Below are 25461 nucleotides of genomic sequence, written 5' to 3'. Positions count from 1 at the left end.
GGGGCACCTGTTGCCGTCCGGGGTGACACCGGGTGGCCGTCGGGCGACACTTCCGGCCGTCCACCTGCCGCGCGGGAGGTGATGGGCAGTCAACCTGATGCACCCGGACGCCAGTTCCCCAGGGTGGCGGGTCGTGGTCCTTCGTGTCGCGGCCCTTTGGGAGGCGGCATGGCCCTGGCGCTGCAGGCGGCACCGTTCCGTCGGGCGCTGTTCGCGGGGTCGGTCGGCGGCTTCATCGAGGGGGACGAGTTCAGGGTCTGCGGGCTGCTTCGCGACTTCACCGCGTGGGGCGCGGCGAGCGGCGTATCGGCCGCCGGTACGGCTGGTGGTCGTGCGGGTCGTACGGGCCGTGCGGGCCGTGCGGGCCGTGCGGGCCGTGCGGGCCGTGCGGGCACTCGGCCGCTCCTCACGGACAACGGCGGACGGGCTCACGCCGACCGGAGCGGGGCGAGGACCCCCGCGGTGGACTTCAGGCCACGAGCGCGTCACCCTGACATCGACTCAAAGCAGACCATCGCGCGAAAGCTCACCAAGGGGCTGAAACGGCGCGCGGTACGGCGAATTCCGGTCCCCTCTCATCCGCTTTTCACTCCGGCCTCATACGGTGGCGTCATGACGCAGGTGACTCCTCCCGGCTGGTACCCCGACCCCGGCCAGACGAATGACGCGCCACCCACCGAGCGCTGGTGGGACGGCAGGGCGTGGACGGACCAGGTGCGGCCCGCGGGCTCGGCGGGGACGTTCGGCCCCCCGGCCTTCCCGCCTGTCGCCGGACCGTACCCGCCCACCGCCGGACCGGTGTATCCCGGATACCCGGCCTACGGCCCCCCGGCGCCGAAGCGCGGGCTGCGCACGGGCATAGCCGTCGCCGTGGCCGTCGCGGTCCTGGCGTGCATCGGGATCGGCGCCTACGCCCTGGTCGGCGGTGACGGCGGCGACGACGGCGCCACGACGTCGCAGGGTTCCGGCGGGCAGAACGGCCGGGGCGGCGACGGCGGGCCGGGCGGCTCGGGGGGTTCAGGTGGCTCCGACGGTGGCGGCGGACAGTCACCGGCGCCGGACGGGTCCGGGCAGCCGCCGCAGACCGAGGACGGGTACGCCACCGACTCGGCCAGCGGCATCAGCATCCCCGTGCCCGACGGCTGGATCACCTCCCCGCTGCCGGTCGGCGCGCAGGTGGTGACGGAGGCGAAGTACAAGTGCCCCGCCGACCCCTCGAAGACCTGCACCCGCGGCGGCGCCTACTCGATGCCCGCCAAGGAGCTGGGTCTGAAGGCCACCACGGCGGAGGCGGCCGCCAAGGAGGACATCGCCAAGAACGCCGAGGACGCCTACGGCGCCGAGGGCTACGGCAAGATCAGCTCGCACAAGGAGCTGGCCTCGAAGGCGGTGACCGTGGCCGGCGAGAAGGGCTATCTGGTCCGCTGGAAGGTGGCCACCGGCAAGGGCGACGACGGTTATGTCGAGTCGCTCGCGTTCCCGTCCCCGGCCGACTCCTCGAGGCTCGTCGTGGTGCGCTTCGGCATCGACGTCAGCGACGAGGCGCCCGAGCAGTCGGTGATCGACGAAATCACCAAGGGCATCAAGAAGGCGGCGATCACCAGCGGCGGAAACGGCCAGGACGTGTGAGTCGGCCGGGTGGGGTTCCTCTCCGCTCCAGCGGAACCCCACCCGGCCGGGGGGTGCGCGCCGCCCCCGTCCCCACGGTGCGGCGCGGTCGGGTCGCCGTCCGGTCATCCCATGAACAGCGGCCCGAGTCTCAGGTGAGGCCCAGCGTCGGGAACACCGCCGCCTCCATGAATCTGATGATGTACGTCTCGTCCGCGTCCCGCCCCTCCAGGACCGGGCGGGCCCGCAGGACACCGAAGATCTGCGCCGGGACGAACTCCAGCGCCGGATGGTCGGCGGGCACCTCGCCCCGCGCGACACCACGGTCGATCATCGCCTTGAGGGCGTCGATCTCGGGCTCGATCAGGGCGTCGCGCAGAGCCGCCCGCAGCTCCTCGTCCTGGACGACGGCCTGGCCGAGAGCCTGGTAGATCCGGCCCTCCAGGGCGAATCCCTCGCTCGCCTGCCGGGCCACCTCGCACATGTCCCCGCGGAGGGAGCCGGTGTCGATGCCGCCGAACCGTACGCTGCGGCGGGCGCGCAGCGCCGCGGCCACGAACTGGGGTTTGTTCTTCCACTGCCGGTAGAGCGTGGACTTGCTGCACCTGGTGCTCGCGGCGACGCCCTCCATGGTCACCGAGTCGTAGCCGCACTCACGGACCTGTTCGAGCACGGCGTCGAAGAACTCCTGCTCACGCTCGGGCGTGATCTTGGAGCGGCGCGAGGCGACGGCCGTGTCCGGCCCGTCCGCGGCCTGCGACGTCATGACTCCGGTCTCCTTCGGTCGGGTCACATCCATGGGCTGTCGAGACGCCACTGTACCGGGACGTGAGCGTATCGGTACAGCTCCGTATCGATACCCCCCGGTTTCGATACAGTCCCGTATCGGTACACTCACGTATCGGAACTGCCCCGTATCGGAACGAGGCCGTATCGGAACAGGGCCGTATCGGAACAGGGCCGTAGCGGCACGCGTGCGTGTCGTTCGTCGTGCCGCCAGGGAAACCAGCGCCACCAGCGCCGTCAGGGAAAGGGCCGGGGATGGAATGCCGCACCGCGCCTTCAGGAGAACCGGCCGCAGCGATACCGCGACCGCCCCTCGTCCGTGAGCTCCTGCTCGTCGCAGGTCTCTTCCTCCTCTACAAGTTCGGCCGGACGCTGACGAGCGGGCACACCGCCGAGGCCTTCCACAACGCCCACCGCGTCCGGGACTGGGAGCACGCGCTCCGTCTGCCGGGCGAGGGGTCCGTGCAGTCCGCGCTGCTGCACGGCGACACGCTGGTCCACCTCGCGAACGTCCACTACGCGACCATCCACTTCCCGGCCACCGCGGCGTTCCTGGTCTGGCTGTACCTGCGGCACCCGGCGCGCTACGTCTGGGCCCGCCGGGTCCTCGCGGCTCTCACCGCCGCCGCCCTGCTGCTCCATCTGGCCTTTCCGCTGGCCCCGCCCCGGATGCCGGGGGCTGCGGGTCTCGTCGACACGGGACAGGTGTACGGGCCGACGGTCTACTCGGCCGTCCCGGCGACCGACTCCCTGGCGAACCAGTTCGCGGCGATGCCCTCGCTCCACTTCGGCTGGGCCCTCGTGGTCGCACTCGGTCTGATGGCCGCGACCCGCGCCCGTTGGCGTCCGCTCTGGCTGCTGCACCCGCTGGTCACCCTGCTGGTGATCGTCGGCACCGCGAACCACTACTGGCTGGACGCGATCGTGGCGGGCGGGCTGCTGGCCGTCATCGGGCTCCCGCGGCGGACGGCCACGACCGCCCGGCGGCCGGTGGGGCTCGCGCCCGCCGTGGAGCCCGTCCTGGTCGGAGCGGGCCGGTGAACGCCACGCTCCTCGCCGTCGCCCTCTCCCTCGTCTCGGCCGTCGCCTACGCGGCCGCCGCCGTCGCCCAGGAGCGGCTCGCGTCCCGCGACACCGGCACCGGGGTGCGGCGGATGCTGGCCCGCGGCGCCTGGTGGAGTTCGGTCGCGCTCAACGCCGGGGCGGCGCTGCTGCATGTGGTCGCCCTGAAGTACGGACCGCTCACCGTGGTCCAGCCCCTGGGCGCGCTCACCCTCGTGGCGGCGGTGCCGCTGGGGGCGCGGCTCGCCGGGCGGCGGGTCTGCGCCGTGGAGTGGCGCGGTACGGCCCTGACGCTGGTGGGGCTCGCGGCGATCCTGGTCACCGCGTCCGGTTCCGCGCCGGACGACGTCCTGAGCGTGCCGGAGGTGGTCGCCGTCGCCGGGGCCACGGCCGTGCTGATCGGGCTGCTGTCCCGTCGCGGCACCGAGCCCGGGCTGCGGCACGCGACCGCATCAGGGGTGGCGTCGGGGGTCGCGTCCGCCCTGACCCAGACGGTGACGGTGGCCGCGACCGACCCCTCCGGCGCGCTGCTGAGCGTCGAGGTCGTCGTCGTGGCCCTCCTGGTCGCGGTACTCGCCGTGGGCGGCCTGTTCCTGTCGCAGACGGCCTACCGGGGCGGTCTGGGCGCGCCTCTCGCGGTGGTGACCCTGGCGAATCCCGTCGCCGCCGCGGTGATCGGCCTGTCCCTCCTCGGCGAGGGACTGCGCGGTGGTGTGGCGGGGATGCTCCTCGCCGTCGCCGGCGCGATGGTGGCGGGACGCGGTGTGATCCTCCTGACCCGCGTCCCCCCGACCGCCCCGCACCGGGCCGACGAGCACCACCCGGCAGCCGGGGTCCTGTCCCTGGAACCCCAACGGGCCCCCACGGAGCCGCCGCTGCTCCCGAAACTGACCGTTCCGGTGAACTGAGCGTAAGTGAGTCCTGTTTGTGGGAACTGCGCGAGCGGCCACCACGTGCCCGCGGACGCTCGACCGCAGTCCCCCTTCCCCGAGGTCAGCGGCGCCCTCCCGGAGAGGTCACGCCCCGGAGCCCCGGCCCAGCGCGGGGTCGCTGACGCCGACGCGGCCGTTCTCCACATGGCCCGCGAAACGGCGAAGGAAGCCGGGCGCCGTCTTCGTGGTCACCGTCAGGTCGTACCAGCGGTGGCTCGCCCGGAGGTCCACGATGCGCCGGACGGTGGCCCCGGCCCGCACCCTGACCGTACGGCCCTGGCCGGCGCCGTACCCGCTGCGGATCCGCAGGCTCACCGCGGCGGAACCCTTGTTGGCGAAGGTCAGCTCCACATCCGGGCCGACGTGCCGCGCGGTGACCTCAAGCCCCGCCGACGGGCCCTTGCCCGGCCCCTTGAAGACGCGCAGGAAGCCGTTCGGCCCGTGGACCGTGAGGTCGTACGAGCCGTCCGATCTTGCGAAGTCCCACGTGTCCGACAGCGTCCGGCCCGCCTCGGTGGTGTAGGTCCACGGCCCGTCCGTACGGTTGCCGGAGGTGACGAGGAACGCGGCACCGGCCTCCGTGCCGGAGGCGAACGTGAGGGTGAGGGTTCCGGCGGCCGGATCGGCCGAACCGTCCACCCGGGGTGCGTACCTGAGCGGCCGGGCGGGACGCAGGCCCCGCTCCTGCCCCGGCATGCTCGGGTCGGCCGGCACGGTCGGCCGGTAGTCGGGGTGCCGCTCGCGGTCCGGCGGCTCGTATCCGTCCGTGCCGGGCAGCGCGGCCGGCCGGCTGTCCTTGCGGGAGAAGTCGAACGCGGAGGTCAGGTCACCGCAGATGGCCCGCCGCCACGGCGAGATGTTCGGCTCCCGCACCCCGAACCGGCGCTCCATGAACCGGACGATCGAGGTGTGGTCGAACGTCTCGGAGCACACGAACCCGCCCTTGCTCCACGGCGACACCACCAGCATCGGCACCCGCGGGCCGAGCCCGTACGGCCCGGCCACATGTGTCGCGCTCCCGGCGAAGAGGTCGGGGCCCACGTCGACGGTCGACTTGCCCTGCGCGGCCGAGCGCGGCGGCAGCGGCGGCACGACGTGGTCGAAGAACCCGTCGTTCTCGTCGTACGTGATGAACAGCGCGGTCCGCGCCCAGACGTCCGGGTTGGAGGTGAGTGCGTCCAGGACCTGGGCGATGTACCAGGCGCCGTAGTTCGAGGGCCAGTTGGAGTGCTCGGAGAACGCCTCGGGCGCGGCGATCCAGGAGATCTGCGGCAGTCGACCAGCCCTGACGTCCGCCTTCAGCCGGTCGAAGTAGCCGTCGCCGGCCTTGACGTCCGTTCCGGTGCGGGCCTTGTCGTACCAGGGGTCGCCGGGCTTGGCGTCGCGATACCTGTTGAAGTAGAGCAGGGAGTTGTCGCCGTAGTTGCCGCGGTAGGCGTCGGCTATCCACCCCCAGGAGCCGGCCGCGTCCAGGCCGTCGCCGATGTCCTGGTAGATCTTCCAGGAGATCCCGGCCGCTTCGAGGCGCTCGGGGTAGGTCGTCCAGCCGTAGCCGAGTTCGTCGTTGCCGAGGACCGGGCCGCCGCCGGTGCCGTCGTTGCCCGTGCAGCCGGACCACATGTAGTAGCGGTTCGGGTCGGTGGAGCCGATGAACGAGCAGTGGTAGGCGTCGCAGACGGTGAAGGTGTCGGCGAGGGCGTAGTGGAACGGGATGTCCTCGCGGGTCAGGTACGCCATCGTCGTGGTGCCCTTGGCAGGCACCCACCTGTCGTACTTGCCGCCGTTGTAGGCGGCGTGCCCGTCGGGCCAGCCGTGCGGCAGCCCCTCCAGGAACTGCATGCCGAGGTCGTCGGCCTCGGGACGGAACGGCAGGACGTCCTTGATGCCGTCCGACTGGTGCCACACCGTCTTGCCGTTGTCCAGCGTGACCGGGTGCGGGTCGCCGAAGCCGCGTACGCCTCTCAGCGATCCGAAGTAGTGGTCGAAGGACCGGTTCTCCTGCATGAGGACGACGATGTGCTCGACGTCCTCGATGGTGCCGGAGCGGTGGTGCGCGGGCAGTGCCGCGGCCCGCTGGATGCTGGCCGACAGAGCGGTGAACGCCGTGGCGGCGCCCGCTACCTGGAGGAATCGCCGTCGGTTGACTTCAGGCATGGGTGGATGACCTCTTGTCCAGACGTGATGCGTCGGATGTGAAGTGCGCGCTAGGAATGGTCCAAGAGGAACGAATGCCGGGGAAGGGCCCGTGGCGCGGGTGTGACCGACCGGGGTCGGACACACGAACACCACCGGGCGGACGTCCCCGACGGCGAGCGACGCGCCGTCGGTGGTGCCGGCCGACCGCCCGGCGGTGCCCGAACTCACCCTGTGGTTGCGGACATCGCCTGTCCGACGGCTGCCGCGCCGTCGGGCCCTGTCATGCCGGGTCGTTGCGCAGCGCGTCCGAGAGGGACTTGACGCCGCCGTGCGCGGTGAGACCGCCGTCCCCACCGGGTTCTCCGCCCCGGTGATGAAGGAGGCGTCGTCGGAGAGCAGGAACACCACGAGCGGGGCTTCGTCCGTACCCGGATCCCGTCACCGGACCCCATCTCGCGGGCCAGACCGTCGAGCGGTCGGCGAGCGGGCTCCCCAGATCGGTCGCGAGCCGCCGGTGCCAGAGCAGGTGCCCGGCATTCGCGCTGGCGACGGCCTCGCACCGTACGCCTTCACCCAGTCGCCCAAACTGCACTTCCCCCTGCTGGGCCGGCGCGAGCAGCTCAGGCTCGAGTCCGAGGGGGCCCTTCATCGGGACCTCCCCGACGGCAGAGAGCGGCGACGGCGACGGCGATGCGCAGGCAAAAGCAGCGAAGAGAAGCACGCACCGCCGCCCTCTGCGGCTACCTCCGGCGTGAACCGAACAGCAGCACCGCCCGACCCTCCGCCCCGGCGGCCACGGACTGACCGAACAGCATTCTGCCCAGCCTCGTCGCGGAGCTCTTCCGCCTGGCAGAAGCCGCCTGGCGCGGCGCCCACAGCCGTCAGAACCCCGAGTCCGACCACGGCCGCGGGGCGAAGCCGCCCCGCTCAGAGGCAGCCGGCGGCATCGCCCTCCGCAACTGGCATCCAGGGAAACCGAGTTGGCCGGTATGGATCACGAGTGGGCGGCTCCGGCGGTGCTCTGTTTCGACCTCGGTCGAGCTGCGAGGGGAACGCCTGCCTCCGCTCGTTGCAGCGTTACCCACAACGGCGAGCATGGCGACGACACCCTCAACGGATTCCCGCCCTGAGCTGATAGTCCCCCTCGCCCACCGTCATCGACGGACTGCCTGACCTGAGGTCATTGCCCCGGCGGCATGTGGAAAGGACCCGCGGCACAAGGGTTCGACACGATGGCCGAGAGCCATACTTCACCATGCGGGGATCACCCCGCTTGGGGTTGACATGGGAGAGGCAGCGATCCGGTGAGCGGCGACAGCCAGGGCGTGGGCAAGGCCGAGGTACGGCTCAAGTGGGATCCGAGTCCCTGGAATCAGCCACCTCACCATCTCGACATCATCGCCACGACCTACTCGGCGCATGCGCCCTACGGGCCGCCGGTGTACGTCGTGCACTACGACAGCCGCTCACCGGACGGCACCATCAACATGGGCCGGCACAGCCAGACCGGCCAGGGCTTCGGCTACGTCGAAGTGATGACCTTGGAACTCGATCGCCTCGCTTCCTCCTTCACACGGGTCGTCGTGGGCGTGGCCATCCACCAGAACACCGGCCCCAAGACCTTCGGTGCCCTGTCGAACGCCGGAGTGCTGGTGGTCGAGGGGTACCAGGAGCTTCTGAAGGACGACTTCGCGCAGGTCTCCGAATACACCGCTGCAACGATTGCGGAGTTCACCCGCCATGTCTCCGGAGCGTGGGAGTTTCACGAGATGGTCCGCGGGTTCCACAGCGACCCCGCAGGATTCACCGCAGAGATGGGCAGGGCCGCACAACCCTGATCACGCACATCTGCAGAGATGTACGGCCGACCGAAGTCATCGCAGGCCGTGGCCTCGCAACGCGTCCCGGCCGGTCGGCCCCACCTGCGTATCCCGGCCGAGCCGGACACAGGAGTTCGCAGCCACGCTGCGTGCAGAAGCCCGGGCGGTTGGTTGCCGGACCGCCCGGGCGTTCTCTCTTCGATGTCGGCGTCAGCCGGTGATCTCGACCTTCCCGTTGAGCTCAGCGGGCGCCGTCGGCGCGGGCTGCGCTGCGCCGACCCGCCCGGTGATGCCCTTCAAGAGTTCGGCGAGGTCGACTCCAGTTGTGGATCCGAGAAGTTCAAGCCCCTGGGCGACGTTGTCGGCGACCGTACGGGACAGCTGCGAGGCACCGTCGGTGGAGATCACCGTCATCTTGTCGATCGCGCTGAGCGGTTCGGACGCCTTGGCGACCACCTGCGGCAGCACCTCCACGAGCATCTGCAGCACGGCGGCGTCGCCGTACTGGGCGAAGGCGTCGGCCTTCTTCCGCATCGCCTCGGCCTCGGCGGCACCCTTGGCACCGATGGCGGCGGCCTCCGCCTCACCCTCGATGCGTACGGCCGCGGCGAGCGCGGCGCGCTGCGCCTTCTCGCCCTCACCTGTCAGCCGGGCCCGCTCGGCCGTTGCCTCGGCCTCCTTGACCAGCGCGATCCTGCGGGCCTCCGCCTCCTGCTCGGCCTGATAGCGGGCCGCGTCCGCGGGCTTGCGGACCTTGGTGTCCAGCTCACGGTCGGTCAGAGCGGCCTGTCGTTCGGCGACCTTCTCCTGCTCGCCGAGCACCTCCTGCTGCCGTGCGGCCTCAGCCAGCGGACCGGCCGCGGCCGCACGGGCAGCGGCCTCGTCGGTCTCGGCCTTGATCTCGGCCTGCTTCAGCGCGAAGGTGCGCTGCGCGATCGCGATCTCTTCCTCGGCCTTCAGCCGTGCCTGCTCGGCTGCGCGCCGGGCCACGGCCTCTGCGATGTCGGCCTCCTGCTTGGCGCGGGCGGCCTCCGGGCGGCCGAGGTCCTCCAGGTAGGAGCCCTCGGTGCTGATGTCCTGGATCTGGAAGGCGTCCAGTACCAGGCCCTGCCCGGACAGACTGGCCTCGGCCTCCTCGGCGACCTGACCGGCGAACGCGGCCCGGTCGCGGATGATGTCCTCCACCGACATCCGGCCCACGATGGCCCGCAGCGCGCCGGAGAGGACCTCCTGGGTGAAGCCGACGATGCCGTCCTGCTGCATCAGGAACCGCTGGGCGGCGGCCCGGATGGAGTCCTCGGTGCCGCCCACCTTGACGATGGCGACCCCCTCCAGATGCGCCTTCACGCCTCGCAGGGTGACCGCGCCGCGCACCGCCACAGGGATGTGACGGGACGACAGGTCGAGAGTGAACTTCTGCTGGACGAACGGCACGACGAACACCCCGCCGCCGACCACGACCTTCTGCCCGCTGTTGTCGGTGAACACCCGACCGGTCTCCGGATCGGTGGCCTGCTTGCCACGCCGCCCGGTGACGATGAACGCCTCACTGGGGCCCGCCACCTTGTAGCGGGTCACCACAACGAGGCCAAGCAGGACAAGGAGTACGACGACTCCGATCACGGCGATGACAACTGGGCTCATGATGTCTTTCCCCTCAGCCCTCCCAGGGGACGGCAGGTCGATACGGGTTCATGTGGGTGAGGAGCGCCGAACGGTCGGCGCCCCAACTGTGCGAAGCCGTGCGGCGGTCAGCGTTCGACGGGACGTACGGACACCGCTGTCTGCGACAGCGCCTCCTCCACCCAGATCTCGGCTCCTCGCGCCACCGGGGTCGGGCTCTTCGCCGCGAGCTTCACGGGTTGCCCGGCCAGGTGGACCAGCACTTCGCCGTAGCCGTCGGCCGGAATGGCCGTCACCACGGAGCCGGCGGTGCCGATCAGCTCCCCCTCGCGCGGTGCGGCGCCGGACCGGTCGCTCAGCAAAGCGCGGCTGAGGCGGTACGCGAGCCAGCCCGTGGCGGCCCCGGCGGGCACTCCGATCGCGGTGGCACCGAGCCCGCCAAGCCCGGTGGTGCTCATGACGATCGCGCCGGAGAAGCCGAGCATCGATACGAATCCGGCGATGACCGGGAGTGACAGCCAGCCGTCGAAGAGGCCGTCCAGCGCGTCGACGCCGTCGAAGAGGCCCTCGAGGACACCGTCGAAGACGAGGGACAGGACGAGGAGTACAACTCCTGTGATGCCGAGACCCAGAAACCAGGTCATCCGAGCTCACCGCCTCTCCCCCACTGTCACCGCGTCGGTGACCGCATACTCACCTACGGGCGACGCCAAGACACTGCCTGGTTATGGCAATCTTTACGCTCCCTTGATGCCGGTCCCCTGCACACTTCCGACCGCCGAACGCACGGACTTGAGACGGTGCCGGGCAGCAGTGAACACCTCGGACCAGGTACCCGCCTGTCCGCGGTGGCGGTCGGTGCGCTGCTCGACAAGGTCACTGCCGCCCGCCTCAAACATGCACGACTTCTGCCGCACTCGAAGAGCACCATGCGCCGAGGCCACGGTTCAGAGGATGCGGGCAGGACGAAGCGGCGCTGTGATCCGCATGCGACCGCGGCCACGTAAAGTCTCCCGGGCTACGGTGACGCGTGGGGACGGGAAGCGAACACGGGGGCAGCACATGGGGTACCGGCGCGCGGTGATACCGGCGGTGGCGGGCGGGCTGATGGTGACGTTGCTCCTGTGGTGGGCGGGCGCGAGCGCCGACGCGCTGCGTCTTCAGGGCGCCACCGACGTTCTCGGCTACGAGGCCGTCGCCCGCCTCCAGAGCTGGCTGCTGCCCTGGGCGTACGAACCCTCCGGCGGCACCGCGGGCGGGTACTTCGACGGTACCGACGCCTCCCGTTATCTCGGCCTGCACCACACGGCGATGCAGATCCGCTTCGCCGCCGTGTTCGTCCTCTACGCGGCCGGGGCGCTCCTCCTGATCCGGCGGCTTCCCCCGGAGCGCGGCCGGACGTGGGCCGCACTGCTCGCCCTGTGGGCCTGGGGCCTGGTGGCGGCAACCCTGGCGGTGACGGTGTCGGCTCCCTGGCTCATCGCGGCCGGGGGGCATGGCAGCTACCGGTTCCTGCCGCAGCTGGCCTCCCTTTCCTCGGCCGGGCGGCAGATCGCGGTACCGGTGGCGCTGGCCGCTGCGGCATGGACGGTGCTCGTGGCGCGGCTGGCGCTGAAGGGCGCCGAGACCCAGCCGCGCGAGGACGTTCCGGCGCGGTCCGCCCTGCTGGCCGCCACCGTCGGAACCGCGGTGGTCGCGGTGTCCCTGGTCATCCTGTCGTACCAGTCGAACGCCGCCACGCTCCAGACGGCCGTCACGGGCGGCGGGCTGTTCGGTGAACCGGGTGACCTGCTGCGCCAGTGGCTGCTGCTCGGCGCCTGGTCCGGTCCGGCCGGCGCACCGCTCGGCGACTGGTTCCTGTACCGCCTCGGGGACGTCCTGCTCCTCGCCGTGGTCTGGTGCGCCCTGCGGTGGCTGCCCGGGCTACTCACCCGGGTTTCCGTCCCGGCGATGGCGGCGGGCGGGGTCTGCGCGGTCGTCCTCGGGCTGCTGGCCGGACAGGCGCTGCGCATCGCCGGGGACGGGACGCAGATGCGTTCGGGGTTGCTGTATGTGGCGTCCGGCCTCGGGGAGGGGGTGACCGCCGCACTGCTCTGGGGCGCCCTGGCGGGCGTCGCGGCCACTGTGACTCTCCGGGCGGCGGGCGACCGTACCACCTCGCCCTCCGTCTGACGTACCTCTGCGCAGGCAAGTCCCCGTCTCACGGTTCGTGCTGCACACCGGGATCGCCTGGGAAGGTTCGCTCATCGGCACTGGTTCCGCCGCCTGCGGATCCGCTGGGAGGTCCGCGACGACATCCCCGAGGCTTCCTCATCTCGGGCGCGCACTCATTTGCCGGCGACGACTTCGCGATCCGGCGAGCGATGCCAGGGGGCCAAGGGCTGTCCCGTGATCCCCGGCGGGCGCACGACGCCGGCTACGGCACCTCGCCGCGTTGTCGGCACGCCCGCATACATCCCGTATGCGGACGCCCCTCCGCCTTGCGATGCTCCCCCACTGTCTGAACGGCGTGGGAGGTGCCCCCAGCATCCGACGCCGTGCGCTGATCCACCGGGGGTTACGGGACAGCCCTCAGTCAGCCGCCGCCAGTCGGTTGAGAACTTCCATGGGCGTGAAACTCCAGCCGACCAGGCGCGGCCCGCTCCAGTTGATGCCGATCATGAGTCCATCCCGGGTGGCATCGGGCAGTTCGCGATCGCGCCAGGTGTCCAAGGGCATGGACTCAACGCGTACCCGTGCCCCCAGATCGTCGCTGCCCTCTTGGCGCGGGCCGAGGTCGACCAAAAGGGAAGACTTCGCGTGCCGTCCGCGGAGAGGGGAACCGGGCTTCCGTCGTCATCCCGGACAAGCCAGACCACTCTGCTTCGGCAGACGTCTCGGAAGAATGCTGCCGCTTGCGAACCGCTCTGACTCATGGCCACCGAGCGTAGCGTTCCCCGGCACTTATTTCGTTAGGAGTTCTCAGTCGGGACCGCTCCAGTCGAACGGGAAGTGTTTGCTCGACTTCCCCGTGCGTTCCCAGGAGAAGCCGAATGCGTCGGCGCGGTCGGCGGTGGCCCGTCCCCAGGTGGCGACCTGGCCGGGCCCGACCTCGGCGCCCGGGGCGTTGTGGACCTGGACGCGTGCGCCATCCGGCGTCGTCGGACCGGTGAGCGCCTCGGCGGTGGCCGTGACCTTGCCGGGAACCTCGGCCCGCCAGGTGGCGAGATCCTCGTCTATCTCGACGTGGACTGGGGCGACGTCCGTGCCGCGCATCTCGGGGTGGAACATCGCCCCGAACTGCGCGGGCCATCCGCCCGCCTCACCGCCGAAGATGGCCCCGAGTGCACCCCGCTGCTGCTCGTCGGCCCGTTCGTCAAGGAAGACCGCGGCGTACGGGTCGGTGTGGGTGCCGGCCCACGGGTTGCCGGTGAAGGATCCAAGCATGAGGACGTTGAGACCGTCGAGCCGCACGTCGCCGAAGCTGCCCTCCCGGATGTGCCAGACCAACACGCCTTCGCAGTCGCCGTAGGTCGGGGGCTGTGCAAACGTGCAGGGGCACGGTATGGCGCACTTGCACACATCGAACCAATCACCGGCCAGGCGCCAAGGCGGACCGGTGCTGACCTGCTCTGTCATACCGCTTCCCTCCTGCCGGGCCCGAAGAGCCCCTCGGAGTGGCGAGGCCGCTGTCCCGAGCCTGCTCCCAGGATCGCCAGGCGGCCTCCCTTCCAGCTTGCACCTCACGGCCCCGGCAGGGAAACCTGCGGGTCGGCTACCCGTGCCCGCACGGCCCGGCGCCGCGACACTGGGACGGCCATCACCGACGCAGGCTTCAGGCCGGCAGCCGTTGACCGGTCCCCCTTCGCCGTACCCGGATCCCGTCACCGGACCCCATCTCGCGGGCCAGACCGTCGAGCGGTCGGCGAGCGGGCTCCCCAGATCGGTCGCGAGCCGCCGGTTCCAGAGCAGGTGCCCGGCATTCGCGCGGGCGACGGCCTCGCACCGTACGCCTTCACCCAGTCGCCGAAACTGCACTTCCCCCTGCTGGGCCGGCGCGAGCAGCTCAGGCTCGAGTCCGAGGGGGCCCTTCATCGGGACCTCCCCGACGGCAGAGAAGTAGACGGTGCCGTGGCCCTGGAAGCCGTGCGGGAAGTACCTCCCGGGGATACGGTGCGGTTGATGTAGAGGAGTGCGTGGGATACGTCGCGCAGTTCGACTTTGGCCGGCTGTCCTGTCGGCCAGCGTTGGGGGCGGGCTTTTCGTCAGGCCGTCAAAGTCCGCTCGATCAGAGCCCATTGGGCATCGGACACATCGCTGGGGTACGGCGACACGCAGTCCTGCGGGGCCTGTATCGGGAAGGCGCACTCGCCGAGGAGGTCATCGCCGAGCCCACCTACACCCACCGCTCCGGCCTGCTCCCCGTCTCCCCCACGGACGGCCACGTCATCGCCCCGTCCCTCGACAGCCCCCATCCCCGCCGCATCGCCCTCGACGCCCCCACCGACAGCCGGGCCGTCGCCGCCTTCACCTGCCCCCCCACCACGTCGGCCTTCCGCCGGAACGACGCGGTCGCCCGCGCGCTCCTGCGTGCCCTGAGCGCCACCGAGGCTGAGACGGCTACGTCTCCGACGGACGGCCGACCTCTCAGAATGTGAGATCTTCCCTACTTTTCCTATGGAATTACTAGGGAAGCCTTGACTGCGTTCGCCGGGGGTGCACAGGATGGTGAACATGTCCCGTAAGCAGCAACGACTCGTTCGTCGTCGGCATGTCGACTTCGGTCACGTCGTCAGTGCCGCCTGCTGCCGCGCGTAAGGCACGCGACTCGCGCCTTCGCCCGTGCCGCTCCGCTCCCCCCCTTCCCAGGCGATCAGGCGAATCCACCCACTGCGCCTGATGGCCCGACACACTTCTGAGGGACAACCGCCATGACCACGGCACTTCCCACCGAGGCCACCCCACACGATCCGCTCCTCTCCGACACGCCCCGCCTTCGCCTGGTGGGCGATACCGCTCGGAGAGACACCCAGGGACACACCTCCGCGCCGCTCGTCGGCTACCTCGTGCTCGTCCCCGAGGGCACCGATCCCACCGAGCTCTTCGCCAAGGACAGGCAACGGCCCGAGATCCGACCGGTCGCCGCCGCAGGCTCGGCCCCTGTCCAACGGACGGCAGACGACGTCGTCCGCATCGACCCGGCCCGACATGTCGCCGAGGTCGACGGACGCGAACTCGACCTCACCTACCTGGAGTTCGAGCTGCTGGCGCATCTCGTTCAACATCCCCACCACGTGCAGACGCGTGAGCGACTGGTGGCCGCCGTCTGGGGCTACGACCACATCGGCGACGGCCGCACCGTGGATGTCCACATCGCCCGCCTGCGCCGCAAGCTGGGCGAAGCTCACCGGCACCGCATCGTCACCGTTCGGCGCGTGGGCTACAAGTACGTGCCCGACCAGCAGGAGAGCTCCAACGCCGCGCTCTGCGGCCGACCTTGAGGAGACCACTTCCATGGGCCTTGCCTCCGCGCCGTCCCACCCCACCTCGCCGTCCGACCGAACCGGGCCCGGCCATGCGCACTGGCTGCGCGTGGCCCGCGAGGCGGCGGACGACCTGGCCACGGACACCGTGGCCAGGGAGCAGGCGGGCAAGGCCCCGATCGACGAGGTGTCCCGGCTGCGCGAGGCGGGACTGCTGACGCTCACGGTGCCGGCCCAGTCCCAGGGAGGCGGCGCGGACTGGCCCACGGCCTACGCCGTCGTCCGGGAGATCGCCGCGGCCGACGGCGCGATCGGTCAACTGCTCGGCTGTCACTACTTCCTGGCGCGGAGCGCCCGGTTCTTCGCCGGGCCCGCTCTCGCAGCGCAGACGGAGGAACGGTCCGCAGCCGAACAGTGGTGCTGGGGCGGCGGTTTCGCCCGTCAGGAGCCGCCTCTGATGCTGGCCAGGACCTCCGAGGGACTGGTGCTCGACGGTCGGCAGAGCTACATCACCGGGGTCCTGGTCGCCGATCGTCTCGCCGTGCGCGCCGTGCGGGAGGACACGGGTGAACCACTCGCCGTCGTGGTGGATCCCACCCGTCCCGGTGTGGTGATCGACGGCGATACCGACACCTTCGGCCAGCGGCTCGCGGCCGGCGGCAGCGTGGAGTTCGACGACGTACGGGTGGGTGCCGACGACGTACTCGGCTCCCTGTCCGCCGACGAGGACCTGCTGTCACCCCGGGCCGCCCTGGCATCGCCGGTCGGGCGTCTCTTCTCCGCCCAGCTCCTTCTCGGCATGGCCGAGGGAGTGCTCGCCGAGGCTCGTGAGTACAGCAGGACGGGCCATGCACCGTGGCAGCCCGCCTGGCCGGTCGGTACCCCGCACGACCCGCAGGTGCAGACCGCCTACGGAGAACTCACCGTCCTGACCCGCTCCGCGTCGGCACTCACCGATCAAGCACTGGAAGCCGTGCGAGGCGGCCTTGAGCGCGGCGAGGACCTCACCTACGACGAGTGTGCGGACATCTCCGCCCTCGTGGCGATGGCCGAAAGCGCCGCGGCCCGGGCAGCGCAGGAGTCCACCACCCGCGCCCTCGACATCGTCGGCGCCCGGTCCACCTCCGCGCGGCTGGGCTTCGACCGGTTCTGGCGCAATGCCAGGACCCACACCCTGTACGAGCCCGTCGCCCACCGGCTCCGCGATGTCGGGGAGTACTTTCTCAACGGCGCCCACCCTCCGTTCGTCCTGCCCGCCTGATCGGGAGGCGGGGACGTTCGAGGAGACCGATTCCGGGGAGCGATTCCGCAGTCCCGCCCATGCCTGAGCCGATCGACCTGCTGCCAGGATCCCTCGCTACCGGGGTGCTCAGCAGCCCTGTGGGTCGGCAACCGGGACCACGGCGGCGATACTGACCGGACATTCGAAGCGGAGCCTGCCGTGACATGGTCACTTGGGCTGGCCGGGCTGGGGGTCGGCCTGCTCACAGCGGTGGTGACCGCGCCGGTGGGGGTGTCGGGTGCGGTGTTCCTGCTGCCCGTGCAGTTGAGTGTCCTCGGGGTGCCCAGCCCGGCGGTCACGCCCACCAATCTGCTGTTCAACGTGGTGGCCGGGCCCGGCGCCCTGCTGCGCCACCACCGCGAGGGCCTGCTGTACGGCCGGCTGACGCGGCGCCTCGTGAGCGGCACTCTGCCCGGGGTGGTCATCGGCGCTGTGATACGGGTCTTCGCCGTCCCGGGGGCCACCGTCTTCCGCCTTCTGGTCGCCGCTCTGCTGATGCCACTGGGCCTGTGGCTCATCGGGCGCACCCCAGGGCCCGCCCGGCCGGCCCCCGTTGCGGAACCCTCGCCCCGGACCATCACCGGACTGGCCCTCGTCGTCGGGGTCGTCGGCGGGGTCTACGGGATCGGCGGCGGATCCATCCTCGGCCCCATACTGGTCGGCCGGGGTATGCCCGTCGCCCGCGTGGCACCGGCCGCCCTCACCTCCACGTTCACCACCTCCGTGACCGGGGCCGCGGCGTTCGTGCTGCTGTCCCTGACGGGCTCCGGTGACATCGCCCCTGACTGGTACCTCGGTCTGGCCTGCGGCCTCGGCGGACTGATCGGCGGCTACCTCGGGGCACACCTGCAACCTCGGCTACCCGAAACGGCACTGCGTCTCCTGCTCGGCGCCCTGGCCACCGCCCTCGGTGCCTCCTACGCCGTGCAATCTCTGCGCTGACGGCGGTGGCGGCTCGAACGGCAGTCACCACGACACCGCCTGTCCGGAGAATTGTGAACGCCGCGCTTCATTCGCATGTCGGACCGTTGAGAACATATGACGCATGCGCAAGCGACATTGACCTGGCCGGATTTCGCTGCAACTCTCGTGGCTGTGAGCAAGTCCGAGAACCTCGCCGCGCGCCTGCACGTCGATCTGCGACGTCAGGCCAGCGCCATCTGTGCCGTCGGTCGCCGCACTCCCTGACAGGCACATCTCCCCTTCGCTCCCTTTCACAGTCGGCTTCTACGCAAGCCGCTGCTTTTTCAACAGACGTCGGCCCTCGTCATAGCCATTTCTGCTGAGATCCTTTTTCTCTGCCGTTCGACGTCTGCCTTTCCTTTCCCCGTTTCCCGAACAGGAACCTGCCATGGCCACGACGGCATCGACCCGACGTCACTTCCTCACCCTTCTCGGTCTTTCGGCGGTGTCGGTGAGCTGCGGCGCGTCCGCGTCCGGAACACCGGCCGCCAAGGACCAGACCAAGACGCTGAGATATCAGGGCTGGGCCGGTCAGGTCACGTTGCCCGAACTGGCCGAGGATCTCGGCTATCTGGAGGACGTGAAGCTGAAGTGGGTGGGCAACACGATCAGCGGACCGCAGGACATCCAGTCCGCGGCCACGGGTCAGGTCGACTTCGGCGGCGCGTTCAACGGCGCGGTCGTCAAGCTGGCCGCCAACAACGCTCCCATCAAGGCCGTCATCAGTTACTACGGCGCCGACAAGTACGCCTACAACGGCTTCTACGTCCTCAAGGACAGCCCGATCCGCTCGGCCCGGGACCTGATCGGCAAGAAGGTCGGGATGAACACCCTCGGAGCCCACGCCGAGGCCATGCTCGACATCTACCTTCAGCGAGGCGGTCTGTCCCAGGCCGACATCGACAAGGTCGAGCCACTTGTGGTGCCCCCGGTCAACACCGAGCAGTCCCTGCGCCAGAAGCAGATCGACGTGGCCGTACTCGGCGGCATCCTGCGCGACAAGGCCCTGGAAACCGGCGGTATCCGCCCACTGTTCACGGACTACCAGCTGCTCGGCGCGTTCAGCGCCGGCACGTACGTGATGACGGACCGCTTCCTGAAGCAGAACCCGGACACGGCCCGGACCTTCGTCACCGCCGTGGGGCGGGCCGTCGAGTGGTCCCGTTCCACTCCGCACGACGAGGTCGTCGACCGGATGACGGAGATCGTGAAGAAGCGCGGCCGCAACGAGGACACCGCACCGCTGAAGTTCTGGCGGTCCTACGGCGTCGCCGAGACGGCGGGCCGGATCACCGGCAAGGAACTCCAGTTGTGGATCGACTGGCTGGCCGAGCGGGGCGACATCAAGAAGGGCCAGGTCACGCTGTCCGACCTCTACACCAACAAGTTCAACGACTACAAGAAGTCCTCCTCCGCCGCGAAGAGCGGGAGCTGATCCCATGCCGGAAGCGACCACGCAATCCCCGACGCCCAAGATCGTTTTCGAGGACGTACGGAAGCACTTCACCGTCAAGGACCGCACGGGGGCCGGGCAGGCCACCCGGGTCACCGCCCTCGACGGCATCGACCTGCACATAGCGGACGGCGAGTTCGTCGTCCTGGTCGGTCCCAGCGGCTGCGGAAAGTCGACGCTGCTGGAGTTGCTCGGCGGCCTCGCCCAGCCCACGGGCGGACGGATCCTGCTGGACGGCGAACCCGTCACGGGGCCCGGACTGGACCGCGGCATCGTGTTCCAGCAATACGCGCTGCTGCCGTGGCGCACGGCACAGGGCAACGTCGAGTTCGGCCTGGAAGCCACCGGCGTCCCACGGCGCCAACGTGCCGCACGAGCCAGGGAGTTCCTGGACCTGGTCGGCCTGAACGGGTTCGAGCACCGCCATCCGCACCAGCTGTCGGGCGGAATGCGGCAACGGGTGGCGCTCGCCCGCAGCCTCGCCTATGACCCCGATGTGCTGCTGATGGACGAGCCGTTCGCCGCGCTGGACGCCCAGACCCGGGAGTCGCTGCAGGACGAACTCCTGCGCATCTGGCAGCGCACCGGCAAGACCGTCGTCTTCATCACGCACGGCATCGACGAGGCCGTCCACCTGGGACAGCGCGTCGCCGTCATGACGTCGAGGCCCGGCCGGATCAAGCAGATCGTGCCGGTCGCTCTCGGCTCCCGTACGACGACGGACGACCTCCGCTCCAGCCCCGAGTTCGCACGGCACCGCCACGAGATCTGGTCGCTGCTGCACGACGAGGTGGCCAGGGCCCAGCAATGGGAGAAGGAAGAGGCCTCCGTATGAGCTCCACGACCGGCACGACCGCCGAGAAGGCCGACGCGACCCTCGCGACCACCACGACCGACGCGGCGAACACGTCAGAAACCGTCCACGCACCTTCCCTCACCAAGTCCGCCGAGTCCGCCACGTCCCCTGCGGCCGGCACATCGACCGCCCCCGCGCCCGGCGCCTCATCACCCCCGGACGCGCGCCGGGCCCCCTCCCTCACGGCCCGTGTCCGCCGGACGGCGCTGCGGACGGTCCGCCGACTGCCGTACCTGCTGCTGAAGGGGGCGACCAAGTCCGCGGCCGTCGTGGCCCTGCTCCTGCTGTGGGAGATCGCGCCACGAGCCGGTCTGGTGGACCGGACCTTCCTGCCGCCGTTCAGCGAGGTCACCGACGCCTGGTGGGGGCTCGCCGCAGACGGTCAGCTCGCCGACAACGCGCGTGCCAGCCTGGCGCGTTCGTTCAGCGGATTCGGTATCGCCGTAGCCGTCGCCGTACCGCTCGGGCTGCTGATCGGCTGGTACCGTCCGTTCGCCGACCTCCTCGGACCGCTGCTGGAGGTGTTCCGCAACACCGCGGCTCTGGCCCTGCTGCCGGTGTTCGTACTGCTGCTGGGCATCGGCGAGACCTCGAAGATCTCCATCGTGGTGTACGCCTGCGCCTGGCCGATCCTGCTCAACACCATCAGCGCGGTCCGCAACGTCGACCCGACCCTGCTGAAGCTGGCGAAGTCGATGGACCTGTCCGCACCCCGCCTGTTCCAGAAGGTCATCCTGCCGGCCTCGGTACCGGTGATGTTCACCGGCATCCGGCTGGCCGGAGCGGTGTCGATCCTGGTGCTGGTCGCCGCCGAGATGATCGGCGCCAAGGCGGGCCTGGGCTATCTGATCAACGCCTCGCAGTACAACTTCGCCATCCCGCAGATGTACGCGGGCATCATCACGATCTCGGCCATCGGCGTGGTCTTCAACCAGTTCCTGGTGACCGTCGAGCGGCGGCTCAGCTCCTGGCGCGTACCCGCGGGCGGCTGACCTGCCGCCATCACACCTCCCCTCTCCGCCCTCCCCCTCTCCCCTGTCACCCGCTCGCCCCGCAGTCCCCGATCCGAGGAACCCCATGACCGCGCCCAGACCCCGTCAGCTGCATCTCAACGCCTTCCTGATGAACGCGGGCCACCACGACGCCGCCTGGCGGCACCCGCGCACCCAGCCCGAACGGGTCACCGATCTGCGCTACTTCCAGCACCTCGCGCAGACCGCCGAGCGCGGCCTGCTCGACTCCGTCTTCCTCGCCGACGGTCTCGCCCTGTGGGGCAAGGTCCGGCACAACGCCCTCGGCGGCTTCGAACCGCTCACCCTGCTGTCCGCGCTGGCGGCGGTCACCAAGCACGTCGGCCTGATCGCCACCGTGTCCACCACCTTCAACGAGCCCTTCCACACCGCCCGCAAGTTCGCCTCCCTGGATCACATCAGCGGTGGCCGGGCCGGCTGGAACATCGTCACGTCGGGCACCGTGAACGAGGCCCGCAACTTCGGGCAGGACGAGCACCTGGAGCACGCGTTGCGCTACGAGCGGGCGCGGGAGTTCGTCGACGTCGCCACCAAGCTGTGGGACAGCTGGGAGGACGACGCGATCCTGCTCGACCGGGAGAGCGGCGTCTACGCCGACACCGACAAGGTGCGGGAGATCAACCACCGCGGAACGTACTTCGGGGTGCAGGGCCCCCTGAACGTACCGCGCACCCCGCAGGGATACCCGCTGCTGGTGCAGGCCGGCTCGTCGGAGGACGGCAAGGAGTTCGCCGCCCAGTACGCCGAGGCTGTCTTCACCGCCCAGCAGACCCTCGCCGACGGCCAGTCCTTCTACAAGGACCTCAAGTCCCGGCTCGCCCGGTACGGCCGTACCGGGGACCAGTTGCTGGTGCTCCCCGGCATCGCGCCCGTCATCGGCTCCACGGAGGCCGAGGCCCGCGCACTGGAAGAAGAGCTCACGGAGCTTCAGGTTCCGGAGTACGGGCTCGCCCAGCTGTCCGGGATGCTCGGCACCGACCTGACCGGGCTGCCGCTGGACGGGCCGCTGCCCGAGCTGCCCGAGGAGCGGGACATCAACGGCAACAAGAGCCGCTTCACGCTCGTCGCCGAACTCGCCCGCCGTGACGGCCTCACCCTGCGCGAGCTCATCGCCCGCCTCGGCGGCGGACGTGGTCACCGTGTCTTCGCCGGTACGCCGGAGCAGATAGCGGACGAGATCGAGGAGTGGTTCACCGAGGGTGCCGCCGACGGCTTCAACATCATGCCGCCCCATCTGCCGGGCGGCCTGGAGGACTTCGTCGGCCACGTCGTACCGATCCTGCAGCGGCGCGGACTGTTCCGCACCGAGTACACCGGGCGCACCCTGCGCGACCACTACGGCCTCGCCCGTCCCGCCAACCGGCTGGCACCGGCCGCCGCAGGAGAGGGAGTGGCCGCCCTGTGACCGGTCTCGACCTCACCGCGGACGTCCTGGTGGTCGGCGGCGGCCCTGCCGCCACCTGGGCCGCGCTCAAGGCGGCGCAGGACGGGGCGGACGTGCTCCTCGCCGACAAGGGCTACTGCGGCACCAGCGGCGCCACCGCCTCCGCCGGAACGGGCGTCTGGTACGTCCCCCCGGAACCCGCCGCGCGCGAGGCGGCCATGGCGAGCAGGGAGGCCCTGGGCGGCTACCTGGCCGACCGGCGCTGGATGGCCCGGGTGCTGGACCAGACGTACGCCGGGGTGAACGAACTGGCCGCGGCAGGGCGCTATCCCTTCCCGACGGGAGAGGACGGAAAGCAGCTCAGGAACGGCCTCCAGGGGCCGGAGTACATGCGCAGGATGCGGATCCGCGTGCAGCGGGCCGGGGCGCGCGTCCTCGACCACAGCCCGGTCACCGAACTGCTCACCGATCCCTCCGGGGCGGTCGCCGGGGCCCGGGGGCACCGGCGGCAGGCCGGTCAGCCGTACCGGGTGCGCGCCGGGGCGGTCGTGCTGGCCACCGGTGGCTGCGCGTTCCTCAGCGGTGCTCTGGGCTGCAACGTCAACACCGGCGACGGTGCGCTGTTCGCCGCGGAGGCGGGCGCGGAGCTGTCCGGGATGGAGTTCTCCAACGCGTACGGCATCGCGCCCGAGGGCACCTCCGTGACCAAGACCGCGTTCTACTCGTTCGCGACCTTCTACCACGAGGACGGCACGGTCCTGGAGGGCGCGGCCAGCCAGGGCGGCCGGTCCGTGATCGCGTGTGCGCTGCTCAGCGAGAAGGTGTACTGCCGCCTCGACCGTGCGGACGAGGCGGCCCGGCAGGCGATGCGGCTGGCACAGCCGAACTTCTTCCTCACCTTCGACCGGCTCGGCATCGACCCCTTCACCCAGCGCTTCGCCGTCACGCTCCTCGCCGAGGGCACCGTACGCGGCACCGGCGGCATCCGCATCACCGGCGACGACTGCTCCACCACCGTCCCCGGCCTGTACGCGGCCGGCGACGCGGCGACCCGTGAGCTGATCTGCGGCGGCTTCACCGGCGGCGGCAGCCACAATGCCGCCTGGGCCATCTCCTCCGGCATCTGGGCGGGGCGGGGCGCGGCCCGCCACGCCCGCTCACTCGGCGCACGCGCCGCCACGAGGCGCCTGGTGGCCGCGGGCGGGGCCGGGCTCCGGCCCACCGGGGCAGCGGGTCCGGCCGACGGCTTCCGCGAGGTCGTCACCGCGGTCCAGGCCGAGGTGCTGCCGTACGAGAAGAACTACCTGCGCCACGGTGACCGGCTCACCGCCTCGCTGGAGGTCCTCGACAGCGTCTGGGAGCAGTCGCGCGCCTCCCTGCACGCCGAGGGCGCGGACACCATACGGGCGAGGCAGGCGGCGGCGATGGCGGCACACGCCCGCTGGATGTACGCGGCCGCGCTGGCCCGGAGCGAGACCCGCGGCATGGCCAAACGGCTGGACTTCCCCGAGCAGGACCCCGGCCAGCACCACCGCATCACGACGGGCGGTCTGGACCGGGTGTGGACCCGTGTCGAGCCCCTGACGAACGCGTCGGCCACGTCAGCCGCACCCCTGGAGGTGGCCTCATGATCGAACTGGTCTCGGCGGAACGCTGCATCACCTGCGACAAGTGCATCAAGGTCTGCCCGACCGACGTCTTCGACCGAGGCGAGGACGGCATCCCCGTGCTCGCCCGCCGCGACGACTGCCAGACCTGCTTCCAGTGCGAGGCGAACTGCCCGGCCGACGCCCTGTTCGTCGCACCCCTGACCCACCCGCTGCCCGACGACTCCACCGCCCGGGACGAGGAGCACCTGGCCCGTGCCGGCCTGCTCGGCAGCTACCGCCGTCACATCGGCTGGGGACGGGGCCGCACACCCGGCGCGCTGCGGTCCATCGGCCCTCCCCTCAGCCCGCCGGGGTCCCGGGGAAGCTCCCTGCCCATCACCTCCTGACGACCTCCCGACTGATCACCCCTCGAAAGGACAGCCGCGCATGACCACCAGCACCGACTTCGACATCCGCAGGATCGGCGGCCGTATCGGCGCCGAAATCCTCGGCGTGGATCTCTCCGTCGACCTCGCCCCCGCCGTCGTCACCGAGATCAACTCCGCACTCCTGGAACACAAGGCGCTCGTCTTCCGCGACCAGCACCTCGACGACGCGGGCCAGCTCCGCTTCGCCTCCCTCTTCGGTGAGCTGACCACCGCGCACCCGACGGTCCCCTCCGTCGACGGCCAGCCGAACATCCTGCCGGTCGACGGCGACGAGGGCATCCGCGCCAACCAATGGCACACCGATGTCACCTTCGTCCACACGCCCCCGAAGGCGTCCACGCTGCGCAGCATCGTGGTCCCGCCCTACGGCGGCAACACCCTCATCGCCAACTCGGCCGCCGCCTACCGGGATCTGCCCGAGCCGCTGCGCGAGCTGGCCGACAAGCTCTGGGCGGTGCACACCAACGACTACGACTACGCCGCCCCGAAGAGCGAGAAGGCTGCCCAGCACCGCAGGCGGTTCGTCTCCAGGAAGTACCGCACCGCCCACCCGGTTGTCCGTGTCCATCCCGAGACCGGGGAGCGTGGGCTGTTCATCGGCGGCTTCGCCCAGAGCATCGTGGGCCTCGGCCCGTCCGACTCCCGTGACCTGCTGCGCATCTTCCAGTCGTACATCACGCGTCCCGAGAACATCGTGCGCGTGGCCTGGACGCCCGGCGACCTCGTCCTGTTCGACAACCGCATCACCCAGCACTACGCCCCCGACGACTACGGCGACCTGCCGCGCCTGCTGCACCGGGTGACCGTCGCGGGCGACGTCCCGGCCGGTGTCGACGGCACTCTCAGCCACGTCATCGAGGGCGACGACGCCGCCCACTACACCCCGGCCGCAGCCTGAGCACCGCAGCCGCCACGCGCGTGGGGGGGGGGGGGGGGGGGGGGGCTGGCGGGGGGGGGGGGGGGGAGGGGGGGAGGTCAGAGAAATGCAGGGAAGAGGGGGAATGCGGGGGTCCGCCCGAGCGGCG

At 70.8% G+C, this 25461-nt stretch carries 24 protein-coding genes and 1 pseudogene; 17 read left to right on the top strand and 8 right to left on the bottom strand.

Annotated elements, in window-relative coordinates; translation table 11 throughout:
• Nucleotides 1–612: 612 nt before the first annotated feature.
• Nucleotides 613–1629 (top strand): DUF2510 domain-containing protein, encoded by a 1017-nt coding sequence (locus ACZ43N_RS04840; RefSeq protein WP_468094982.1) that lies wholly within the window; start codon nt 613–615, stop codon nt 1627–1629.
• 130 nt (nt 1630–1759) lie between these two features.
• Here ACZ43N_RS04840 and ACZ43N_RS04835 read toward each other — a convergent pair whose 3' ends face one another.
• Nucleotides 1760–2374, bottom strand: a complete 615-nt coding sequence (locus ACZ43N_RS04835) for a TetR/AcrR family transcriptional regulator (RefSeq protein ID WP_468094980.1) — start codon at nt 2372–2374, stop codon at nt 1760–1762.
• Nucleotides 2375–2649: 275 nt separating this feature from the next.
• On the opposite strand from ACZ43N_RS04835, the gene ACZ43N_RS04830 reads away from it, so the two are divergent.
• Entirely contained in the window at nt 2650–3435 is a 786-nt protein-coding gene (locus ACZ43N_RS04830) for a phosphatase PAP2 family protein (protein ID WP_468094978.1), read from the top strand.
• The gene (locus ACZ43N_RS04825) at nt 3432–4364 is read left to right on the top strand and encodes a DMT family protein (RefSeq protein WP_468094976.1); all 933 of its coding nucleotides are present in this window, start codon (nt 3432–3434) and stop codon (nt 4362–4364) included. Before ACZ43N_RS04830 ends, ACZ43N_RS04825 begins: the two co-directional genes overlap by 4 nt.
• Nucleotides 4365–4472: 108 nt before the next feature.
• Here the strand turns inward: ACZ43N_RS04825 and ACZ43N_RS04820 are convergent, their stop codons facing one another.
• Nucleotides 4473–6542 (bottom strand): phosphocholine-specific phospholipase C, encoded by a 2070-nt coding sequence (locus ACZ43N_RS04820; protein WP_468094975.1) that lies wholly within the window; start codon nt 6540–6542, stop codon nt 4473–4475.
• Between the two features lie 1286 nt (nt 6543–7828).
• Here ACZ43N_RS04820 and ACZ43N_RS04815 point away from each other — a divergent pair.
• Nucleotides 7829–8362: a TerD family protein gene (locus tag ACZ43N_RS04815; protein WP_468094973.1), complete on the top strand. Its 534-nt coding sequence runs from the start codon at nt 7829–7831 to the stop codon at nt 8360–8362.
• 192 nt (nt 8363–8554) lie between these two features.
• On the opposite strand, the gene ACZ43N_RS04810 is transcribed toward ACZ43N_RS04815, so the two are convergent.
• The gene (locus tag ACZ43N_RS04810; protein ID WP_468094971.1) at nt 8555–9988 is read right to left on the bottom strand and encodes a flotillin family protein; all 1434 of its coding nucleotides are present in this window, start codon (nt 9986–9988) and stop codon (nt 8555–8557) included.
• A 107-nt stretch (nt 9989–10095) separates the two neighbouring features.
• On the bottom strand, nt 10096–10611 hold the full coding sequence (locus ACZ43N_RS04805) for a hypothetical protein (protein ID WP_468094969.1): 516 nt from the start codon (nt 10609–10611) through the stop codon (nt 10096–10098).
• A 418-nt stretch (nt 10612–11029) separates the two neighbouring features.
• Between ACZ43N_RS04805 and ACZ43N_RS04800 the strand changes: the two genes are divergently transcribed.
• Complete coding sequence (locus ACZ43N_RS04800) at nt 11030–12139, top strand: hypothetical protein (protein ID WP_468094968.1); 1110 nt, start codon at nt 11030–11032, stop codon at nt 12137–12139.
• A 399-nt stretch (nt 12140–12538) separates the two neighbouring features.
• On the opposite strand, the gene ACZ43N_RS04795 is transcribed toward ACZ43N_RS04800, so the two are convergent.
• The 4 genes and pseudogenes from ACZ43N_RS04795 to ACZ43N_RS04780 form a co-directional block, all read right to left on the bottom strand.
• Nucleotides 12539–12685 (bottom strand): DUF2750 domain-containing protein, encoded by a 147-nt coding sequence (locus tag ACZ43N_RS04795; RefSeq protein ID WP_468095547.1) that lies wholly within the window; start codon nt 12683–12685, stop codon nt 12539–12541.
• Entirely contained in the window at nt 12625–12882 is a 258-nt protein-coding gene (locus tag ACZ43N_RS04790; RefSeq protein WP_468094966.1) for a DUF2750 domain-containing protein, read from the bottom strand. The genes ACZ43N_RS04795 and ACZ43N_RS04790 overlap by 61 nt, the downstream gene beginning before the upstream one ends.
• 46 nt (nt 12883–12928) lie before the next feature.
• Nucleotides 12929–13585 carry a DUF1326 domain-containing protein gene (locus tag ACZ43N_RS04785; protein WP_468095508.1) on the bottom strand — a complete coding sequence of 219 codons (657 nt, stop codon included), beginning with the start codon at nt 13583–13585 and terminating at the stop codon, nt 12929–12931.
• A gap of 477 nt (nt 13586–14062) precedes the next feature.
• Nucleotides 14063–14280 (bottom strand): annotated as a pseudogene (locus ACZ43N_RS04780) (transposase); the annotation flags it as partial.
• Here ACZ43N_RS04780 and ACZ43N_RS04775 point away from each other — a divergent pair.
• From ACZ43N_RS04775 to ACZ43N_RS04720, 12 genes are all read left to right on the top strand, one after another.
• Nucleotides 14245–14604 carry a hypothetical protein gene (locus tag ACZ43N_RS04775; RefSeq protein ID WP_468095546.1) on the top strand — a complete coding sequence of 120 codons (360 nt, stop codon included), beginning with the start codon at nt 14245–14247 and terminating at the stop codon, nt 14602–14604. The pseudogene ACZ43N_RS04780 and the gene ACZ43N_RS04775 sit on opposite strands and share 36 nt — an antisense overlap.
• A gap of 273 nt (nt 14605–14877) precedes the next feature.
• Nucleotides 14878–15447: a winged helix-turn-helix domain-containing protein gene (locus ACZ43N_RS04770; protein ID WP_468094964.1), complete on the top strand. Its 570-nt coding sequence runs from the start codon at nt 14878–14880 to the stop codon at nt 15445–15447.
• A gap of 13 nt (nt 15448–15460) precedes the next feature.
• Nucleotides 15461–16690, top strand: coding sequence for an acyl-CoA dehydrogenase family protein (locus ACZ43N_RS04765; RefSeq protein ID WP_468094962.1), 1230 nt, complete (start codon nt 15461–15463; stop codon nt 16688–16690).
• 180 nt (nt 16691–16870) lie between these two features.
• The gene (locus ACZ43N_RS04760; RefSeq protein WP_468094960.1) at nt 16871–17653 is read left to right on the top strand and encodes a TSUP family transporter; all 783 of its coding nucleotides are present in this window, start codon (nt 16871–16873) and stop codon (nt 17651–17653) included.
• 96 nt (nt 17654–17749) lie between these two features.
• Nucleotides 17750–17899 carry a putative leader peptide gene (locus ACZ43N_RS04755; protein WP_468094958.1) on the top strand — a complete coding sequence of 50 codons (150 nt, stop codon included), beginning with the start codon at nt 17750–17752 and terminating at the stop codon, nt 17897–17899.
• A 163-nt stretch (nt 17900–18062) separates the two neighbouring features.
• Nucleotides 18063–19109 (top strand): ABC transporter substrate-binding protein, encoded by a 1047-nt coding sequence (locus tag ACZ43N_RS04750; RefSeq protein ID WP_468094956.1) that lies wholly within the window; start codon nt 18063–18065, stop codon nt 19107–19109.
• A 4-nt stretch (nt 19110–19113) separates the two neighbouring features.
• Nucleotides 19114–19962, top strand: a complete 849-nt coding sequence (locus ACZ43N_RS04745) for an ABC transporter ATP-binding protein (RefSeq protein WP_468094954.1) — start codon at nt 19114–19116, stop codon at nt 19960–19962.
• Complete coding sequence (locus tag ACZ43N_RS04740; protein ID WP_468094952.1) at nt 19959–20975, top strand: ABC transporter permease; 1017 nt, start codon at nt 19959–19961, stop codon at nt 20973–20975. Before ACZ43N_RS04745 ends, ACZ43N_RS04740 begins: the two co-directional genes overlap by 4 nt.
• Nucleotides 20976–21060: 85 nt before the next feature.
• On the top strand, nt 21061–22419 hold the full coding sequence (locus tag ACZ43N_RS04735; RefSeq protein WP_468094951.1) for an LLM class flavin-dependent oxidoreductase: 1359 nt from the start codon (nt 21061–21063) through the stop codon (nt 22417–22419).
• Entirely contained in the window at nt 22416–24029 is a 1614-nt protein-coding gene (locus tag ACZ43N_RS04730; RefSeq protein WP_468094949.1) for an FAD-dependent oxidoreductase, read from the top strand. The genes ACZ43N_RS04735 and ACZ43N_RS04730 overlap by 4 nt, the downstream gene beginning before the upstream one ends.
• Nucleotides 24026–24394 carry a 4Fe-4S dicluster domain-containing protein gene (locus ACZ43N_RS04725; RefSeq protein ID WP_468094948.1) on the top strand — a complete coding sequence of 123 codons (369 nt, stop codon included), beginning with the start codon at nt 24026–24028 and terminating at the stop codon, nt 24392–24394. The genes ACZ43N_RS04730 and ACZ43N_RS04725 overlap by 4 nt, the downstream gene beginning before the upstream one ends.
• Nucleotides 24395–24434: 40 nt before the next feature.
• Nucleotides 24435–25334: a TauD/TfdA dioxygenase family protein gene (locus ACZ43N_RS04720; RefSeq protein WP_468094946.1), complete on the top strand. Its 900-nt coding sequence runs from the start codon at nt 24435–24437 to the stop codon at nt 25332–25334.
• The last annotated feature ends 127 nt before the right edge of the window (nt 25335–25461 follow it).

This window comes from Streptomyces sp. NPDC030814, assembly GCF_055572155.1.
Note: the sequence above shows the minus strand (reverse complement) of the source record. Positions and strands in the feature narration are given on the sequence as shown.

Excerpts from the sequence above, each read along its gene's own strand:
- ACZ43N_RS04840 (WP_468094982.1), top strand. The coding sequence starts at position 613 with ATGACGCAGGTGACTCCTCCCGGCTGGTACCCCGACCCCGGCCAGACG.
- ACZ43N_RS04835 (WP_468094980.1), bottom strand. The coding sequence starts at position 2,374 with ATGACGTCGCAGGCCGCGGACGGGCCGGACACGGCCGTCGCCTCGCGC.
- ACZ43N_RS04830 (WP_468094978.1), top strand. The coding sequence starts at position 2,650 with ATGGAATGCCGCACCGCGCCTTCAGGAGAACCGGCCGCAGCGATACCG.
- ACZ43N_RS04820 (WP_468094975.1), bottom strand. The coding sequence starts at position 6,542 with ATGCCTGAAGTCAACCGACGGCGATTCCTCCAGGTAGCGGGCGCCGCC.
- ACZ43N_RS04810 (WP_468094971.1), bottom strand. The coding sequence starts at position 9,988 with ATGAGCCCAGTTGTCATCGCCGTGATCGGAGTCGTCGTACTCCTTGTC.
- ACZ43N_RS04805 (WP_468094969.1), bottom strand. The coding sequence starts at position 10,611 with ATGACCTGGTTTCTGGGTCTCGGCATCACAGGAGTTGTACTCCTCGTC.
- ACZ43N_RS04800 (WP_468094968.1), top strand. The coding sequence starts at position 11,030 with ATGGGGTACCGGCGCGCGGTGATACCGGCGGTGGCGGGCGGGCTGATG.
- ACZ43N_RS04795 (WP_468095547.1), bottom strand. The coding sequence starts at position 12,685 with ATGCCCTTGGACACCTGGCGCGATCGCGAACTGCCCGATGCCACCCGG.
- ACZ43N_RS04790 (WP_468094966.1), bottom strand. The coding sequence starts at position 12,882 with ATGAGTCAGAGCGGTTCGCAAGCGGCAGCATTCTTCCGAGACGTCTGC.
- ACZ43N_RS04785 (WP_468095508.1), bottom strand. The coding sequence starts at position 13,585 with ATGACAGAGCAGGTCAGCACCGGTCCGCCTTGGCGCCTGGCCGGTGAT.
- ACZ43N_RS04770 (WP_468094964.1), top strand. The coding sequence starts at position 14,878 with ATGACCACGGCACTTCCCACCGAGGCCACCCCACACGATCCGCTCCTC.
- ACZ43N_RS04765 (WP_468094962.1), top strand. The coding sequence starts at position 15,461 with ATGGGCCTTGCCTCCGCGCCGTCCCACCCCACCTCGCCGTCCGACCGA.
- ACZ43N_RS04755 (WP_468094958.1), top strand. The coding sequence starts at position 17,750 with ATGACGCATGCGCAAGCGACATTGACCTGGCCGGATTTCGCTGCAACT.
- ACZ43N_RS04750 (WP_468094956.1), top strand. The coding sequence starts at position 18,063 with ATGGCCACGACGGCATCGACCCGACGTCACTTCCTCACCCTTCTCGGT.
- ACZ43N_RS04745 (WP_468094954.1), top strand. The coding sequence starts at position 19,114 with ATGCCGGAAGCGACCACGCAATCCCCGACGCCCAAGATCGTTTTCGAG.
- ACZ43N_RS04740 (WP_468094952.1), top strand. The coding sequence starts at position 19,959 with ATGAGCTCCACGACCGGCACGACCGCCGAGAAGGCCGACGCGACCCTC.
- ACZ43N_RS04735 (WP_468094951.1), top strand. The coding sequence starts at position 21,061 with ATGACCGCGCCCAGACCCCGTCAGCTGCATCTCAACGCCTTCCTGATG.
- ACZ43N_RS04725 (WP_468094948.1), top strand. The coding sequence starts at position 24,026 with ATGATCGAACTGGTCTCGGCGGAACGCTGCATCACCTGCGACAAGTGC.
- ACZ43N_RS04720 (WP_468094946.1), top strand. The coding sequence starts at position 24,435 with ATGACCACCAGCACCGACTTCGACATCCGCAGGATCGGCGGCCGTATC.